The following is a 17,513-nucleotide window of genomic DNA, read 5'->3' as shown; positions in this document are numbered from 1 at the left end:
GGCCGCTAGTTCAGCTTCGGAATGTTCAACCACCGCTGCAGCCGCGTGCGCAGCGCGACGAAATCCAGCGGCTTGGTCAGGTGCTCGTCCATGCCGGCGTCCATGCTGGCGGCGACGTCGGCGTCCAGGGCGTGGGCCGTCAGCGCCAGGATGGGAAAGGGCGGCAGTTGGCCGTCGCGCTGCTGGGCGCGCAGCCGCCGGGCGCATTCGAGGCCATCCATGCCGGGCATCTGGATGTCCATCAGCACGAGGTCGGGGGCCGCTTCGGCACAGGCGACCAGGGCTTCCAGGCCGTTCCTGGCCAGCCGGGCCTCCACGCCCATCAAGGCCAGGAACTCCAGGGCGACGACCTGGTTGATGTGGTTGTCTTCGACCAGCAGCACCTGCGGCTGGCGAGCGGCCGGCGCGGCCTGCTCTTCGCCCGGCTGCGGTGCCTCGGCGTCCGTGCCGCCCTCGGCGGCGCTCAACCAGATCGGATGCGTCGGCACTTCTCTTGCCAGCCTAGCGTTGTCCATCCCCATGTCCTCGAATCCTTGTTGTTATGGCCCGTGCGGGGCATGCAGGCCATGTTGCCGCAGCGGATGCCTCCGCGCAACCGCAAGCCCCAAGATTGTGGTGAGCCCAGCCGTTTGGCGGAGGCGAAATGACCGCCCATCGCCAGGGGCCGGCTGCGAGTGCTGACAGTTTCCGTCAACCCGCGTCCCTACACTGCTCGCCTTCTTCTTTTTCGACCCCATCCATGTCGTCCGAAGGTCTGATCCGAATCCGGGGCGCCCGGCAGCACAACCTCAAGAATCTCGACCTGGACCTGCGCACGGCCGAGCTGACCGTCGTGACCGGCCCGAGCGGCTCGGGCAAGTCCAGCCTGGTCTTCGACACCCTCTACGCCGAGGGCCAGCGGCGTTACGTGGAGACCTTCTCGGCCTACGCCCGCCAGTTCCTGGACCGCATGGACCGCCCGGCGGTGGACAAGGTCGACGGGGTGCCCCCCGCCATCGCCATCGACCAGACCAACCCGGTGCGCACCAGCCGCTCCACGGTCGGCACCATGACGGAGCTCAACGACCACCTTAAGCTGCTCTACGCCCGGGCAGCCGAGTTGTTCGACCGCAAGACGGCCCTGCCGGTGCGGCACGACACCGCGCAGAGCATCCATGCCGAGCTGCTGGCCCGTGCTGAGGCGGCAGGCGACCCCCGGATGGTGCTGACCTTCCCGGTCGAGCTGCCGGCCAACACCACGGCCGAGCAGGTCGAGCAATGGCTGTCGGCCAGCGGCTTCACCCGGGTGCAGGCCGAGCGCGAGTCCGAAGGTAGGAAGTTGCTGGACGTGGTGGCCGACCGCTTCCGCATCCTCGGCGCGGACCGGCAGCGCGCCATGGAGGCCATCGAGCTGTCCCTCAAGCGCGGGGCCGGGCGGCTGAATGTCTACGTCGGGGATGACGCCGCCACGTTGTGGCGCTTTTCCACCGGCCTGCACTGTCCCGAAAGCGACATCCGCTACGCCGATCCCCAGCCGGCGCTGTTCTCCTTCAACTCCGCCTTCGGCGCCTGCGAGGCCTGCCGGGGTTTCGGCCGCGTCATCGGCGTGGACCTGGGCCTGGTCATCCCCGACGAGCGCAAGACCCTGCGCAACGGCGCCATCAAGCCCATGCAGACCCCCGCCTGGAAGGACTGCCAGGACGACCTGCTGAAGTACGCCGGCGAGGCCGGCATCCCGCGCGACACGCCCTGGAAGGACCTCTCGCCCGGCCACCGCGAATGGGTCATCAACGGCACGCCGAACTGGAACGGCAACTGGAACAAGCAGTGGTACGGGGTCAAGCGCTTCTTCGACTACCTGGAGAGCAAGGCCTACAAGATGCACATCCGCGTGCTCTTGTCCAAGTACCGCAGCTACACGGAGTGCCCGGCCTGCCGCGGTGCCCGCCTCAAGCTGGAGGCCCTGCTCTGGCGTGTGGGCAGCAAGGCCCTGGCCGATGCCGCCCTGCCGCCCGGCCAGCGCTTCATGCCCGTCGGCGTGGACTGGACGCGTGAGCAGCTGGAGGCCCTGCCGGGCCTGTCCCTGCACGACCTGATGCAATTGCCCATCGGCCGGTTGCGCGACTTCATGGACGGCCTGCAGCTGCCCAGCACCATGCTCGACGAGGCGCTCAAGCTGCTGCTCGACGAGATCCGCCACCGCAGCCGCTACCTCTGCGACGTGGGCCTGGGCTACCTGACGCTGGACCGCCAGAGCCGCACCTTGTCGGGCGGCGAGGTGCAGCGCATCAACCTGACGACAGCCCTGGGCACCTCGCTCGTCAACACGCTGTTCGTGCTGGACGAGCCCAGCATCGGCCTGCATCCGCGCGACATGGGCCGCATCGTGCAGGCCATGCAGCGGCTGCGCGACGCGGGCAACACCCTGGTCGTGGTCGAGCACGATCCGGCGGTGATGCTGGCGGCGGACCGCCTCATCGACATGGGCCCCGGGCCGGGCGAGCGCGGCGGGCAGATCGTCTTCGACGGCACGCCCGACACCATTCGTGCCGCCGACACGCTGACCGGCGCCTACCTCGGCGGGCGCAAGCACGTCGGCATGGGGCTCAAGCGCCTGGTGGACGAGTCCACGCCCCGGCTCATCCTCGAAGGCGCGCGCGAGCACAACCTGCGCGACGTGACGGTGGAGTTCCCGTTGCAGCGCCTGGTGGTGGTGACGGGCGTGTCCGGCTCCGGCAAGAGCACGCTGATGCAGGACGTGCTCTACCCGGCCCTGGCCCGCCAGTTCGGCAAGGCCACCGAGACCCCCGGCGCCCACGAGCAGTTGCTCGGCGCCGACCACCTGGCCGACGCCGTCTTCGTCGACCAGTCGCCCATCGGCAAGACGGCCCGCTCCAACCCGGCCAGCTACGTCGGCGCCTTCGACGAGATCCGCAAGCTCTTCGCCGACGCGCCGCTGGCCGTGGAGCGCAGCTACGGCGCCGGCATGTTCAGCTTCAACGCCGGCGACGGCCGCTGCCCCACCTGCGGCGGCTCGGGCTTCGAGCATGTCGAGATGCAGTTCCTCAGCGACGTCTACCTGCGCTGCCCGGACTGCGACGGCAAGCGCTTCCGCGCCGAGATGCTGGACGTGAAGCTCTCGCTCAAGGACCGCGACCTCAACGTCTCGGAGGTGCTGGAGCTGACCGTCGCCGAGGCCGTCCACCTCTTCAGCGAGCACCGCGCGGTGGTGGCCAAGCTGCAGCCCATCGTCGACGTGGGCCTGGAGTACGTGCGCCTGGGCCAGCCCGTGCCGACGCTGTCGGGCGGCGAGGCCCAACGCCTGAAGCTGGCGGGCTTCCTGGCCGAGGCCGCCAGCAACCCGCGCTTCGGCGTGGCCAAGAAGGGCACCCTCTTCCTGTTCGACGAGCCCACCACCGGCCTGCACTTCGACGACATCGCCAAGCTGATGCGGGCCATGCGCAAGCTGCTGGCGGCGGGCCACTCCCTCATCCTCATCGAGCACAACCTCGACGTCATCCGCGCGGCCGACTGGCTCGTCGACCTCGGCCCCGAGGGCGGCGAGGGCGGCGGCGAGGTCGTCTGCGTCGGCACGCCCGAGGCCGTGGCCCAGCACCCCAGCTCGCACACCGCCGCGGCCCTGCGCGACTACGCCCTGCACATGGACCGCCCCGCCGTCGCCGTGGAAGAAGGCCGGCCGCTGCAGCAGCTCGTCCGCGCCCGCCGCGCCACCGACGAGGCCATCCGCATCGTCAACGCCCGCGAGCACAACCTCAAGGGCCTCAACGTCGAGATCCCGCGCGGCAAGTTCAACGTCGTGACGGGCGTCAGCGGCTCGGGCAAGAGCACGCTGGCCTTCGACATCCTCTTCAACGAGGGTCAGCGCCGCTACCTCGAATCGCTCAACGCCTATGCCCGCAGCATCGTGCAGCCGGCCGGCCGGCCGGAGGTGGACGCCGTCTGGGGCATCCCGCCTACCGTCGCCATCGAGCAGCGCCTGTCGCGCGGGGGGCGCAAGAGCACGGTCGCGACGACGACCGAGGTCTGGCACTTCCTGCGCCTGCTGTACGTCAAGCTGGGCGTGCAGCACTGCGTCAACGACGGTGCGCCCGTCCGGCCGCAGAGCGTCGAGTCCATCGCAGCCCAGCTGATGCGCGACTACCGCGGCCGGCACGTCGGCCTGCTGGCGCCGCTCGTGGTCAACCGCAAGGGCGTCTACACCGACCTCGCCAAATGGGCCAAGGGCCGCGGCCACACCCACCTGCGCGTGGACGGCGAGTTCCTGCCCACCTCGCCCTGGCCGCGGCTGGACCGCTTCAAGGAGCACACCCTGGAGCTGCCCGTGGGCGACCTCGTCGTCGAGCCCGAGCGCGAGGCCGAGCTGCGCGAGCTGCTGGCCAAGGCGCTGGACGCCGGCAAGGGCGTGCTGCACCTGCTCAACCCCCTGGACGGGCTCGGTGAAGCCCTGGCGGACGGCGAGACCGGCCGCGGCATCGGCCAGGTGCGGGTGTTCTCCACCAAGCGCGCCTGCCCCGTCTGTGGCACCAGCTACCCCGAACTGGACCCGCGCCTGTTCTCCTACAACTCCAAGCACGGCTGGTGCACCAGCTGCGTCGGCACCGGCCTGGCACTGTCGCGCGAACAGCGCCGTGCGCTGGACGACAGCGTGCAGGCCGACGACAACCGTGGCCGCGAACAAAGTTTCCCCGCCGAGGAGGCCGAGGTCGAGGGCCTGACCGACGCCCCCTGCCCGGACTGCCACGGCACGCGGCTGAACCCGACGGCCCGCTCCGTGGAGTTCGAGGACAAGGGCATCGGGGACGTGGCCTCGTGGAGCGTGGGCCAGGCGCGCGAATGGGTGCAAGGCTTGCACCTCGAGGGCCGCGACGCTGACATCGCCCGCGACGTGGTCAGCGAGATCCTCGGCCGCCTGGAGTTCCTGGAGGAAGTGGGCCTGGGCTACCTCACGCTGGACCGCGCCGCACCGACGCTGTCGGGCGGCGAAGCCCAGCGCATCCGGCTGGCGGCCCAGCTCGGCAGCAACCTGCAGGGCGTGTGCTATGTGCTGGACGAGCCCACCATCGGCCTGCATCCGCGCGACAACCAGATCCTGCTCAAGGCCCTGTCCACGCTGGGAGACAAGGGCAACACCCTGGTCGTCGTCGAGCACGACGAGGACACCATCCGCCGTGCCGATCACATCATCGACATCGGCCCGGGCGCCGGCAAGCGCGGTGGCCGCGTGGTGGCCGAAGGCACGGCGGCCGACCTCGCCGCGGTGGCCGAGTCGACGACCGGCCGCATGCTGGCCCGGCCCCTCATCCACCCGCTGCAGCCGCGCCGCGCCGTCGATGCCGACACGCCCAGGCTGACCGTGCTCAATGCGGCTCTGCACAACCTCAAGGCCGTGACGGTGGACGTGCCGCTCAAGCGCCTGGTTGGCGTGACGGGCGTGTCGGGCTCGGGCAAGTCCACGCTGGCGCGCGACGTGCTGCTGGCCAACATGGCCGTGGCCGTGCCGCTGCGCAAGGCGCCGTCGAAATGGGTAGGCTGCGACGGCATCGAGGGCCACCCACAGGTGGACCGGGTGCTGGAAGTCGACCAGACCCCGATCGGCAAGACGCCGCGTTCCTGCCCGGCCACCTACATCGGCTTCTGGGACGCCATCCGCAGGCTCTTCGCCGAGACGCTGGAGGCCAAGGCGCGCGGCTACGGGCCGGGCCGCTTCAGCTTCAACACCGGCGAGGGCCGTTGCCCGGGCTGCGAGGGCCAGGGCATGAAGACCATCGAGATGAGCTTCCTGCCCGACGTGAAGGTGCCCTGCGACCAGTGCCACGGCCAGCGCTTCAACCCCGAGACGCTGGGCGTGACCTGGCGCGGCAAGAGCATCGGCGACGTGCTGCAGATGGAGGTGGACGAGGCGGTCGAGTTCTTCGCCTCCATGCCCGGCATCGCGCATCCGCTGCAGTTGCTCAAGGACGTGGGCCTGGGCTACCTGACCCTGGGCCAGCCGTCACCGACGCTGTCGGGCGGCGAGGCGCAGCGCATCAAGCTGGTGTCGGAGCTGGTCAAGGTGCGCGACGACGTGACCCGCCGCGGGCAGAAGGCGCCGCACACGCTCTACGTGCTGGACGAGCCGACGGTGGGCCTGCACATGGCGGACGTCGAGAAGCTCATCCGCGTGCTGCACCGGCTGGTGGCGGGCGGGCATTCGGTGGTCGTCATCGAGCACGACCTGGACGTGATCGCCGAGGCCGACTGGGTGCTGGACCTGGGACCGGAAGGCGGAGACGCCGGAGGGGGGGTGGTGGTGGCGGGGACGCCGGAGGAGGTGGTGGCGTCGGGCAGCCACACGGGGGTGGCGTTGGGGCCGGTGCTGGCGCGTTGAGTGCGGTTGGCTGGGTTTGGGTCGGGGCGCTTTTGCGTCGGGCCTTTCGGGGTGCACCGAGTCATCGGGCTCTCAAGCAAAAGCACTCGAACCCGCGCACCTCGAATCACCCCCCAAACCCCACCATCTCGAAGTAACGATCGAACGACGCGTCCACCGCCTCGCGTCCGCCGCCGATGATGTTCAGCCCCCAGGTGAAGCCGTAGACGTCGTCGAAGGCGAGCCCGCGCAGCCGCGCCTGGGTCTCGCGCACGAGCGCCGGCCGCGCCGGCACGTGGTTGGGCACGCTGTACATGAAGCTCACGTGCCGGCGGTCCTGGGCGACGTGAAGGGCGTCGCCGGCCAGCAACAGCGAGCGCCCGCCGCCCGACCAATGCAGCACCGTGCTGCCGGGAAAGTGGCCGGGGCAGCGCAGCAGCGTCGCGCCGCGCCCCAGGTCCAGGGTGTCGCCGCGCCAGAACTCCAGCCAGCGCGACGAACGGCTCACCCACTGCCGGTCGTTCTCGTGCACGAAGATGGGCACGCCGCCCAGCGCCTCGCTCCAGCGCACCATGGCCGAATAGAAGTGCGGATGCGACAGGCAGATGCGCTGCACGCCGCCACGCCTGGCGAGCTCGGCCACGGCCTCTTCGGTGACGAGGGCCACGCTCTCCCACAGCACCCCCGCCTCGGGCAGGTGCAGGGCCCGCTGCGGGATGGCAAAGCCCGGGGCGATGCCGATGCCGAACAGCCCCTGGTCCATCTCCAGCCGGTTGCGGTGGGCGGTGGCGAGTTCGTCATGCGTGGTCCAGGCCTGGCCCTGCCATCCCACGTACTGCCGCTCGTCGCTGCAGATGGCGCAGAGCGATGGCGGCTGCGCGCGATCGTCGTGTTCGGTGCCGCAGGTGCGGCAGATGAAGTGGGGCATGGCGGGTCCTCCGGCTGCGAGGCCACCAGCCTAGGCCGGCCGGCCTTGTCGCCCAAGGGCCAAGTCCGCCGTTTCAAAGGGTGCCAAGGACCCCGGCCAGTCGACGCACGGCCTCGGGGATGCGGGCCGCGGCGATGCTGCCGTAGCCCAGCACCAGCCCTGGCTCGTCCGCGCCGGCCGCCAGCCGGTAGCGGCTCAGCGGCTCGACGGCCACGCCGGCCGCCCAGGCGCGCCGCGCCAGCTCGGCGCAGTCGACGTCGAGGGCCACGGCCAGGTGCAGGCCCGCGATGGCCGGATGGCACTCGGCGCGCCTGCCCAGGTGCTGGGTGATCGCCTGCATCAGCACCCGTCGCCGCTCGGCGTACTCGGCGCGCATGCGGCGCACGTGGCGCAGCAGGTGGCCTTCGGCGATGAAGCCGGCCACGGCGGCCTGCATCAACGCTGGCGCGCCCATGTCGGCGGCCTGGCGCGCCGCCACCAGGGCGTCGCGCGCCCAGGCCGGCGCGACGATGTAGCCGATGCGCAGCGCCGGCAGCATGCTCTTGGACAAGGTGCCCACGTAGAAGACACGGCCGTCGCGGTCCAGCGTCTTCAGCGCATCCAGAGGCCGCGACGTGAAGCGGAATTCGCCGTCGTAGTCATCCTCGACGATGACGGCCTGGCGCTCGGCCGCCCAGCGCAGCAGGTCGCGCCGGCGCGGCAGGGACATCGCCACACCGAGAGGGAACTGGTGCGACGGCGTGACGCAGACGATCTGCGCCTGGCCCGGCAGCGCCTGCACGACCAGGCCTTCGCGGTCCACCGGCACGGCCTGCAGCCGGGCGCCCGCGCCGGCCAGCGCGGCACGCAGCGGCGGATAGCCCGGGTCCTCGACGGCAGCCAGTGTGCGCCCCGGCGCCACGAGCACGCGCCCGATCAGGTCGAAGGCCTGCTGGGCGCCGGCCGTGACGATGACGTCGTCCGCCGTGCAGGCCACGGCCCGCGCGGCCGAGACGTGGCCGGCGATGGCCTCCCGCAGCGCGGGCAGCCCCTGCGGATGCGCGTAGCTGGCCGGTTCGCGCGCAGCGGCCTGCAGGGCGCGGGTCTGCAGGCGACGCAGCACGTCGAAGGGAAAGGCGGAGACGTCGGGCATGCCGGTCGTGAAGGCCAGCGCGGGGACGGGTCCTGGCGCGACCGGCTCGGGCAGCACCGCCAGCCCGCCGCGCAGCCAGCGGCTGTCGGCCCAGGGCGCCACGCTGGCGCGGTCCGACACCTGAACCGCCGCCCGCGGCAGCTCCGCGACGAAAGTGCCGGCGCTGCCGCGCGACTCCAGCCAGCCCTCCGAGGCCAGCCGTTCATAGGCCGCGACGGCCGTGTTGCGCGACACGCCGAGCCGCGCCGCCAGCTCGCGCGAGGGCGGCAGGCGCACGCCGGGCGCCAGCCGGCCGCTGGCGATGGCTTCGCGCAAGGCAGCGTGCAGCCCCGCCAGGCGGGCGCCGCGGCCGGGGATCTGCAGGTCGAGTTCCAGGCTTGGCTCCATGCATCGAAGGTGTCTTGGCCCTTTCACGGAGCCATGCGAAGCGGCACTCTAAGCGCCTTTCACACCGGAGCCCGCATGAACCCCGACTCCCCTCTCGAAGGCCTCACGCCCGAGGCCGCCGTACACGTCAGCGCCGCGCTGCGGCGCGCCGGCCTCGATGCCTGGATGCCCGAGGGCGAGGGCAAGTGGTCGCTGCCGCTGCAGTTCCTGCCCGACGAGGGGCGCGGCCGGGGCTGGGTCGAGCTGATGCGCCTGGCGCCGGGCACCCGGCTGACCCTGCACCGCCATCACGGCGAGGTGCACGGCCTGAACCTGCAGGGCCGCCGGCGCCTGGACGACGGCCGCATCATCGGCCCGGGTGATTACGTCTACGAACCCAGCGGCAACGTCGACAGCTGGGAGGCCGTCGGCGACGAGGTCCTGGTGCTGCACGTCGTCGTGCGTGGCGACGTGGACTACCTCGGCCCGCGCGGCGTGGTCGAGCGCCGCATCACCGCGGCAGACCGCGAGGCGGCCTACCGCGACTTCTGCGCGCAGCGGGGCCTGGCGCCGAGGCTGGGCAACGCCGGCTAGAACACCACCTCGGCCCGCAGGCCGCCTTCGGGCCGGTTGGCCAGCACCAGGGCCGCGCCCTGGCGCCGCACCAGCTGCTGGGCGATGTACAGGCCCAGGCCCGCGCCGCCCGTCTCGCGGTTGCGCGAGCCCTCCAGGCGGCGGAAGGGCTGGCGCACGCGTTCCAGCTCGGCCTCGGGGATGCCGGGCCCGTCGTCCTCGACGACCAGCCGGGTCACGCCGGCCGCGAGCTGCACGCTGACACGGGCGTTGCCGGCATAACGCAGCGCGTTGCCGACGAGGTTGTCGATGACGCGGCGCAACGCCACGGGATCGGCGCTGACCACGGCCGGCGGCCCGTCGAAGCTGACCGCAGCGCCAGCCTCGGCGAGGTCGTCCACGGCCGACTGCGCCAGGGCGGAGAGGTCGACGCGCTGGGCCGGCGAGGCTTGCGCGGGGCGGAAGACCTCGATGACGCTCTCCACCAGGCGGTTCATCTCGCGCAGGTCCTCGATGCAGCGCTCGCGCACCCTGGCCTCGACCTCGCCCGTCTCCAGCCGCAGCCGCATGCGCGTCAGCGGCGTGCGCAGGTCGTGGGAGATGGCGGCCATCATCAGCCCGCGCTCCTCGAACTGGCTGCTGAGCTCGGCCGCCATGCGGTTGAAGACGGCGGCGGCCTCGCGCACCTCGCGGGTGCCCTCCTCCTCGCTCAGCGTGGGCACCGCCCGCCCCTGGGCCAGGGCCGGCGTGAGCCCCTGCGCCGCGCCGACGAGCCGCCGCACCGGACGGGCGAGCCAGCGCGAGCCCCACCAGGCCGCCAGCGCGATGAGGGCGAGGCGAACGCCGTAGTCGATGAGGCTGGAGCGCCAGGGCAGCGCGGGCGGCAGAGACGGGAAGGTGGGCACATGCAGCTCGTCGGGCCCGTGCCTGCGGTGCGGCGGTCCCTCGCCGTCGAAGCCGGGTGGTTCGCCCCCAAGCCGCGGCGGCGGGCCGCCGTCGGCATGCTGCGGCGGCAGCTCCGGGGGCAGGCCGGCCAGGCCATGCCAGGTCTGCGAGACCAGCAGCCAGGCGGCCAGGTGGCTCAGCGCCAGGGCGGCCCACATCAGCAGGAACAGCCGCAGGCCGAGCCGGTCCCAGTCCTTCCATGGTCTCAGCATGCGCTCACCTCGGCGTCGAAAAGATAGCCCTCGCCGCGCACCGTGCGGATGAGGCTGGGCTCGCGCGCCGTGTCGCCCAGCTTGGCGCGCAGGCGCGAGACGGCCAAGTCGATGCTGCGGTCGTTGACCTCGACGCCGGGCGCGCGGGTCAGCTCGATGAGCTGGTCACGGCTGAGCACCCGTCCGGGCCGCTGCACGAAGGCCGCCAGCAGCCGGAACTCGGCGCTGGACAGGGCGATGCCGACCTCGTCGGCGCGGATCAGCTGGCGCGTCATGCGGTCGAAGCGCCAGCGCCCGAAGCGCAGCAGCCGCGTATCCTCGGTCGCAGCCTGGCCGCCCTTGCTGGCGCGCCTGACGAGAGCCTGCAGCCGGGCGACGAGTTCGCGCGGCTCGAAGGGCTTGGCGAGGTAGTCGTCCGCGCCGAGTTCCAGGCCGACGACCCGGCTCATGGTGTCGCCGCGTGCCGTCAGCATGAGGACCGGGGGTGCATCGGGCTGGGTGGCCAGCCAGCGCAGCAGCGCGAGGCCGTCCTCGCCGGGCAGCATCAGGTCGAGCACGATGACGTCCATCCGCGCCGCCGCGAGCGCCTGGCGCATGCCCTGGCCGTCCGCCGCCGCGCTGACCTGCCAGCCGAAGCCCTCCAGATAGGCCGTCAGGCTGGTGCGGATCTCGGCGTCGTCGTCGACGACCAGGCAGCGTCCCATCATGCGGCGATGCCCACTTTCAAACGGGCCACGTAGCCGGCGCTGGCAGAGCCGGTCACCGTGGCGATCTGGGTGGCGTAGCCGTCGCTGAAGATGCCGTCGGTGGCGAGGCCGATGGCCGCGTTGTTGGCCGCGCTGCTGCCGTAGCCGCTGGTGGCGTAGACGGCGCTGCTCACGTCGGCGGGGAAGCACATCTGCGAGGTGCGCAGCTTGTTGTTCCAGTTCGTCGCCGTGGTGGTGCTGCGGTAGATCTCGAAGTGGATGTGGGGCACGCGGCCAGCGTAGCAGCCCGGATAGATGGTCTGGAACACGGCGGTGCCGTCGCTGCCGGTGGCCTGCACGCCGCGCAGGTAGTTCTCGGCGGTGGCGCCGCTGGAGTACATGGAGTAGCGGCCCTCGGCATCGCAATGCCAGAGGTAGACGGCGTAGCCGGAGAGGTCGGCGCAGGACGCGTTGGTGTTCACGAGTTCGATGATGACCTGCAGCGGCACGCCGGTGGCGACCCCGGTAGCGCCGGCGATGCTGGCGCGGATGTCGCTGCGCACGATGCCGCTGAGGGCCAGGGCGTTGGCGACGCTGCCGCTGGCGCCGTTGTTGGAGCCGTCGCCCGGATAGGGGCCTTCGGTCTCGCTCGGGATGAGGGAGCAACTGCTGCTGCTCGTCGAGGTGGAGCCGGTGGTGTCCGAACTGCTCGAAGAGCCGGAGGACGAGGTCGTGGAGGCGGCCGCCGAGCCGCCTCCGCCGCAGCCGCTCATCCCCATCGCGCCGGCACCGGCGCCGAGGAGCCAGCGCAGGGCGGTGCGGCGCTCGAAGGCCTGTTGGTGCAGGCGGCTGAGGTCATGGGACAGGCCGAGATGGGAGTCGTGGTCTTGGGGCATGGCGGTGGTGCGGTGAGGGGGACGACGGGATTGCACCGGGGGGATGTATCGCCAGGGTTTGCAGATTGTGTCGGGGGTGACATATGGGGCGCTGCGCTGTTTGGTTGGGTTGCTTTTGCGTCGAGCTTTTGCGGCTCGGTGCGCCGTGTTGTGGGTTGCTTTTGCTGAAAGCCTTTGCAACTCGGTGCACCGCCGCGGGAATCCGCCCCGCGAGGGCGGGTAACTTTCTTCTGTCGCGCCAGAAGAAAGTCACCAAAGAAGAGGCGCCCTCAATCGAGGGCCTTGATGCGCTGAACGCCAAGAAGCACCTCGAGGCGAGCCGCTTCGCTCTCGCCGCTGTCCTTATCACCAGAACCATCCATCCACCGCCAGCCCGCCTAACGCGCGGCTGCACGCCGTGCTCACGAGTGGAAATTCAAGCAATGCAAGCGTCGCTCGGGCGACGCGTCGTGGCGGGTGGTGCCTTCACTGGTGAGCCCGGCGTGCAGCCGGCGTTAACCGGCGTGAAGGTCCGATACGTGGTGCTCGGCATAGGGACAGCGGCGAGAGCGCAGCGGGTCGCTTCTGGGCGGTAGCCGGGCGGTCGTTTTCGCGCGCGGGCCTTGGCAGGCTGCTGCCAGCTTGCGGTTCAGCGCCTCTCTTTTGGTGACTTTTCTCTGGCGCGACAGAGAAAAGTCACCCGCCCGCCGGGGCGGACTCCCGGCGCGGTGTAACGAACGCCAAAGGCTCCCCGCAAAAGCTACCCGACACACAAGCGCATCGAACGGGAAGGCCGCAGGCAACAGCCATCAAACCGGCTCCACCGTCACCCCCACCCGCAACGTCGCCACCCCTCCCCCCCGCAGCACCCCCCTCAACGGCGCCACGTCCGCATAGTCCCGCCCCCACGCCAGCGTGACATGGTCCAGGCCCGCGGCGACGTCGTTGGTCGGGTCCAGCGCCAGCCAGCCCTGCTCCGGGCACCACAGCTCGACCCAGGCATGCGAAGCGTCGGCGCCGACGAGCTTGGGCGCTCCCTCGGGCGGACGGGTCAGCAGATAGCCGCTGACATAACGCGCCGCCAGGCCCAGGCCGCGGCAGGCCGCGATGAAGATGTGGGCGAAGTCCTGGCACACGCCGCTGCGCTGGGCCAGGGCGTCGGCGGCGCGGGTGGCGACCGTCGTGCTCTGTGGAAGGTAGTGCAGGGTCTCGTGGATCTGGTGCATCAGCGCCAGGCCGCCGGCCGCCAGCGTGCGCCCCGGCAAGAAGGCGCGGCGCGCGAAGGCGGCGAGCGTGCCGTCCGGCGCGGCATAGGGCGAGGCCAGGGCGAACTCGTCGGCCTCTTGCAGCGCGCGGCCCGCCCGGTAGCGCAGGCCGGCTGCCACCGCCTCCCAGGCCGGCCCGCGGCCGGGATCGGGGTCGGGGCGGTCTCGCAGCAAAGCGACGAACCGGCTGTCCACGACCAGCTTCTCGTGGACGCGGGCGTGGCCGAAGCTCAGGTGCCGGTTGCCCCAGGGGTCGCGGCGCAGATGACGGGCCAGTTCGGCGGCATCGAGCTCCAGGCCCTCGATGCCCCAGCCGTCGGGCAGGGGGTCGATGCTGAGGCGCCAGCCGCTGACCGTCTGCCAGGGCGTGTCCCGCGGCGCGAGGCAGGCCGCGTGATGGGCCCATTCCACCGAGGCCTCGTAGGTGTACTCGGTGACGTGGTGGACCGCGAGGCGAGCCGTCACTGCCACACCCTCTGCTCGGCGCCCAGCACGTGGGCGAAATAGCGCTGGCTGATCAGGCTGGACAGCTCGCCGGCCTGGGCGGCGGCGCGCTGGAGGTGCTCCACCAGAGCCGGCCCGGGCGCGGCCAGCTCGGCCAGCGGCCAGGCCTCGGGCACGGGCAGGTCGGCGGCGATGTCGGTCGCCCAGGCGGGGTCGTGGCGGGCGAGCTTGGCGAAGCGGTCGCGCAGGGTGCGCGCCACCCAGGCCAACGAGCGCGGGTTCTCGGTGTCGTGCACCAGCAGGTGCAGCAGCGGCGGCGCCTCGCGGCGCGCCTGGAACTGGGCGCGGTAGGTGATGGTGGAGTCGAACACGCCGAGCAGCAGGGCGAAGCCGTCCTCGGTGAGGGCCAGGGAGTTCGTATGCCCCCAGGTCAGCGCTTCGCCCTGCCCGCCCCCCGAGGGGGTCACGGAATCTTGGGGCGGCCCGGCGCTTTCGTGCGCGAAGGTCTCGGCCAGCACGTCCGCATGGAAGGACAGCCGCTCGATCTGGCGGCCGATGGACAGCAGCCGCCAGCCGTCGTCGCGGGTCATGCGGTCGGTCTGGGCGCCGGTGATGGCGGCCAGGTGGGTGTCGGCGCGCGCCAGCACGTTGAGCACGTCGGTGACCGGCACGCCCGGGCCGGGGCGGTCGAGCACGGCGCGCAGGTGCTGCTCGAACTGGGCCGTGGTCTCGTGGATGAGGCGCCAGGCCTCGGGCGAGAGGCGCTCGCGCAGGGCCTGGGCGCAGGCCTGCAGGGCGCGCAGGTTCCAGCCGACGCTGTTGACGCCCGAGCCGGGCAGCAGGGCCGCGAGCAGGGCGCGCTCGAAGCCGCGCGGATCGTCGTCGGCGGGTGGCGCGCGCCGGTCGACGAGGCCGTGGTGGCGGGCCAGCGCATCGAGCAGCGGCAGCATGGCCGGCGGCATGGCCCCGCGCTGCACCATGACGCTGGCCTCGATGACGTGGCGGGCCAGCCGCGCGCTGTTCTCGGCGCGCTCGGTGTAGCGGCCGAGCCAGAAGAGGTTCTCGGCGGCCCGGCTGGTCACGGTCCAGTGCACGTCGCGCAGGTCGGCCGGCTGCAGCGGCTGGGACAGCAGCGTGGTCGGGTCGACTTCGCCGTCGGTCATGACCCAGGTGTCGGCGCTCAGCGAGCCGCGCTGGATGGACAGCCAGGCATCGGCCAGGGGGTCGCGGCGCGGCGCGACCCGGGTCAGGCCGCCGGGCAGCACCTTCCAGCCGCCGCGGCCGTCGGTCATCGCGAAGACGCGCAGCACCGCCACGCGCGGCTCCAGCGCACCGCGCGTCCAGACCGGCTGCTTGGTCGGCTTGACGCGGGCCTGCAGGGTGTAGGCCGTCGGGTCGGCATCGATGCGGTCGGCCAGTTCCAGCAAGGCCTCCTCGCTGAGCTCGGCCGCCACGATGGGGCTGAAGCTGCTCGTCGTGCTGCTGGCCGAGAAGGTGGGCACGACGATGAACTCGGCCAGCCGCGGGCGCAGGGCCTGCCAGGCGCTCTCCTCGCCGCACCACCAGCTCTGGATGGCCGGCAGCTTCAGCGGTTCGCCCAGCAGGCTCTCGGCCACGGCGGGCCAGAAGGCGGTGAGGCCCGGGCTTTCCAGCCAGCCCGCGCCGGGCGCGTTGGCGATGACGACTTCGCCAGCGCGTGCGGCCTGTAGCAGGCCGGGCACGCCGAGGATGGAGTCGGGCCGCAGTTCCAGCGGGTCGAGCCAGGTGTCGTCCACGCGGCGCAGCAGCACGTGCACGCGCTCCAGCCCGGCCAGGGTCTTGAGGTAGACCTTGTCGGCGCGCACCGTCAGGTCGGCGCCTTCCACCAGGGTGATGCCGAGGTAGCGGGCCAGGAAGGCCTGTTCGAAATAGGTCTCGTTGCGCGGCCCCGGCGTGAGCAGGGCCACACGGCTGCGCTCGCCCGCGGGCGACAGCCGCGTCAGCGCCTGGATGAAGTCGCGGTAGCTGGCGGCCAGGCGCTGCACCGCCATCTGGCGGAAGGCCTCCGGGAACTGCTGGGCGATGACGAGACGGTTCTCCAGCACGTAGCCCAGGCCGGAGGCGGCCTGGGTGCGCTGGCCGACCACCCACCAGTGCCCGTCCGAACAGCGCGTCAGGTCGAAGGCCAGCACCTGCAGGTGCACGCCGCCCGGCGGCGTGGCGCCGTGCATGGCGCGCAGGTATTGCGGGTGGGCCAGCACCAGCGAGGCCGGCAGCAGCCCTTGCTGCAGCAGGCGGCGCTCGCCGTAGATGTCGGCCATGACGGCGTCCAGCAGGCGCGCCCGCTGGGCGATGCCGGCCTCGATGCCGCGCCACTCGTCCGGCTCGATGAGCATGGGCAGCAGTTCCAGCGGCCAGTGCCGGGCCAGCGGCAGGCCCTCGTGGCCGTCCAGGCCCGGCAGGGGCGGACCGTCACTGTGCACGTTGTAGCTGGCGCCGTCCTCCAGCACGCGGCGCTGCACGCGCAGGGCCTTGGCGCTGAGTTCCTGCCAGCCCGCCGCGCCGCCGGCCGCGAAGAAGCGCTTCCAGCGCTCGGCCAGGCCCGCCTGCGGTTCGCCGGGGTGGTTGACCTGCCCGGTCAGCTCGTAGAAGTGGCCGTCGCGGCTGCGCAGGGCGGCCGACGCGGCCTGCACCAGCGGATCGGGCGCCTGGGGCGCTTCCGGCTCGTCGGGGAGCAGGCTCCACTGGCTGGGGGTGAGCTCGGGCATGGCTGGGGGTTGGGGTGGAAAGGCATTGTCAAGCAATGTCTGCGCCGCCCCGGGCGGCGCACCGCCACCCGCCGCGGCCGACCGTGAAAGAGCGCTCAGGGGAGCCGCTCAGGTGGCCGCCGGCTGCGACGGGGCCAGGAAGGCGCGCAGCACGCGCTCGGCCGCCTGCGGGTCGTCCCGCCAGGCGCCATGGCCCACGCCGGCAAAGCGCTCGAACTGCACGCACCGCGCCGGCAGGGCCGCGACGATCTCCTCGGCATCCTGCGGCGGCGTGACGGGGTCGTCCTCGCCGGCCATCACCAGCACCGGGCATTGCACGCCGGCGAGGCCGGGCCGCAGGTCCATGCCGCGCAGCTCGCCGCGGGTGTGGGCGAACAGGATCTCGGGCTTGAAGATCATCCAGCCGGCGGCGTCAGGATTCTTCGGCCGGGTGTTGTAGAGGTGGCGGCAATGCTGCTCGTAGGCGGCCCAGGTCTGCGGGCCGGGGTGCTCCCAGAACTCGCGCGCCGCCTGCGCCGCCACCGGGCCGCCCAGGGCGCCGAAACGCTCGACCTTGCGCTCCAGGCCGAAATGGTGGGAGGTGCTGGACAGCACCACCTTGGCCGGATGCGCCGGATGCCGCGCCAGGTAGCGCTGGGCGACGAAGCCGCCGAAGCTCTGGCCCAGCACGATGGGCTTGGCGATGCCCAGCGCGTCGCACAGGCGCACGACGTCGTCGGCGAAGACGTCCAGCACCCACTCCTCGGCCGGCCGCGGGTCGCTGCGGCCATGGCCGCGCAGGTCGAAATAGACGACCTGGCAGAGATCGGCGAAGCGGCTGAAGAAGGGCCGAAAGCCCGTATGGTCGAAGCCCGGGCCGCCGTGGATGAGGACGAGGGTGGGCTTGTGCCGCAGCACGGGGCCATCGGGCACGTGGCCCAGGCCTTCGATGTCGACGAAGAGGCGGATGCCGGGCTGGATTTCGATGCGCATGGGCGGGTCAGTCTCGTGCGCG

The 17,513-nt window shown here is 72.0% G+C and carries 11 protein-coding genes; 2 read left to right on the top strand and 9 right to left on the bottom strand.

Going from position 1 to position 17,513, the window contains the following annotated elements:
• Positions 1-5 precede the first annotated feature (5 nt).
• Positions 6-515 (bottom strand): response regulator, encoded by a 510-nt coding sequence (locus tag LXT12_RS08920; protein WP_233391250.1) that lies wholly within the window; start codon positions 513-515, stop codon positions 6-8.
• A gap of 224 nt (positions 516-739) precedes the next feature.
• Here LXT12_RS08920 and uvrA point away from each other — a divergent pair, with 224 nt between their 5' ends.
• Positions 740-6,367, top strand: a complete 5,628-nt coding sequence (gene uvrA / locus LXT12_RS08915; RefSeq protein WP_233391248.1) for an excinuclease ABC subunit UvrA — start codon at positions 740-742, stop codon at positions 6,365-6,367.
• Between the two features lie 106 nt (positions 6,368-6,473).
• Here uvrA and LXT12_RS08910 read toward each other — a convergent pair whose 3' ends face one another.
• Together LXT12_RS08910 and pdxR are read right to left on the bottom strand one after the other, a co-directional pair.
• Positions 6,474-7,274 (bottom strand): MBL fold metallo-hydrolase, encoded by an 801-nt coding sequence (locus LXT12_RS08910; protein ID WP_233391246.1) that lies wholly within the window; start codon positions 7,272-7,274, stop codon positions 6,474-6,476.
• 73 nt (positions 7,275-7,347) lie between these two features.
• Positions 7,348-8,793, bottom strand: a complete 1,446-nt coding sequence (gene pdxR, locus LXT12_RS08905) for a MocR-like pyridoxine biosynthesis transcription factor PdxR (RefSeq protein WP_233391245.1) — start codon at positions 8,791-8,793, stop codon at positions 7,348-7,350.
• A gap of 75 nt (positions 8,794-8,868) precedes the next feature.
• Here pdxR and LXT12_RS08900 point away from each other — a divergent pair, with 75 nt between their 5' ends.
• Positions 8,869-9,366, top strand: a complete 498-nt coding sequence (locus tag LXT12_RS08900) for a cupin domain-containing protein (protein WP_233391243.1) — start codon at positions 8,869-8,871, stop codon at positions 9,364-9,366.
• Here the strand turns inward: LXT12_RS08900 and LXT12_RS08895 are convergent.
• The 6 genes from LXT12_RS08895 to LXT12_RS08870 form a co-directional block, all read right to left on the bottom strand.
• Entirely contained in the window at positions 9,363-10,502 is a 1,140-nt protein-coding gene (locus LXT12_RS08895) for an ATP-binding protein (protein WP_233391241.1), read from the bottom strand. The two genes, LXT12_RS08900 and LXT12_RS08895, sit on opposite strands and share 4 nt — an antisense overlap.
• Complete coding sequence (locus LXT12_RS08890) at positions 10,496-11,209, bottom strand: response regulator transcription factor (protein ID WP_327572620.1); 714 nt, start codon at positions 11,207-11,209, stop codon at positions 10,496-10,498. Before LXT12_RS08890 ends, LXT12_RS08895 begins: the two co-directional genes overlap by 7 nt.
• Positions 11,206-12,084: a dioxygenase family protein gene (locus LXT12_RS08885; RefSeq protein WP_233391239.1), complete on the bottom strand. Its 879-nt coding sequence runs from the start codon at positions 12,082-12,084 to the stop codon at positions 11,206-11,208. The genes LXT12_RS08890 and LXT12_RS08885 overlap by 4 nt, the downstream gene beginning before the upstream one ends.
• Before the next feature lie 788 nt (positions 12,085-12,872).
• A complete protein-coding gene (locus LXT12_RS27030; protein WP_233391237.1) occupies positions 12,873-13,793 on the bottom strand; it encodes a transglutaminase family protein in 921 nt (306 codons plus the stop codon).
• A complete protein-coding gene (locus tag LXT12_RS08875) occupies positions 13,790-16,519 on the bottom strand; it encodes a circularly permuted type 2 ATP-grasp protein (protein ID WP_233391235.1) in 2,730 nt (909 codons plus the stop codon). Before LXT12_RS08875 ends, LXT12_RS27030 begins: the two co-directional genes overlap by 4 nt.
• A gap of 108 nt (positions 16,520-16,627) precedes the next feature.
• The gene (locus LXT12_RS08870; protein ID WP_233391233.1) at positions 16,628-17,491 is read right to left on the bottom strand and encodes an alpha/beta fold hydrolase; all 864 of its coding nucleotides are present in this window, start codon (positions 17,489-17,491) and stop codon (positions 16,628-16,630) included.
• Between the last annotated feature and the right edge of the window lie 22 nt (positions 17,492-17,513).

The organism is Pelomonas caseinilytica (genome assembly GCF_021353235.1).
Taxonomy (GTDB): domain Bacteria; phylum Pseudomonadota; class Gammaproteobacteria; order Burkholderiales; family Burkholderiaceae_C; genus Pelomonas; species Pelomonas caseinilytica.
This window is presented reverse-complemented; position numbering and strand designations above follow the sequence as displayed.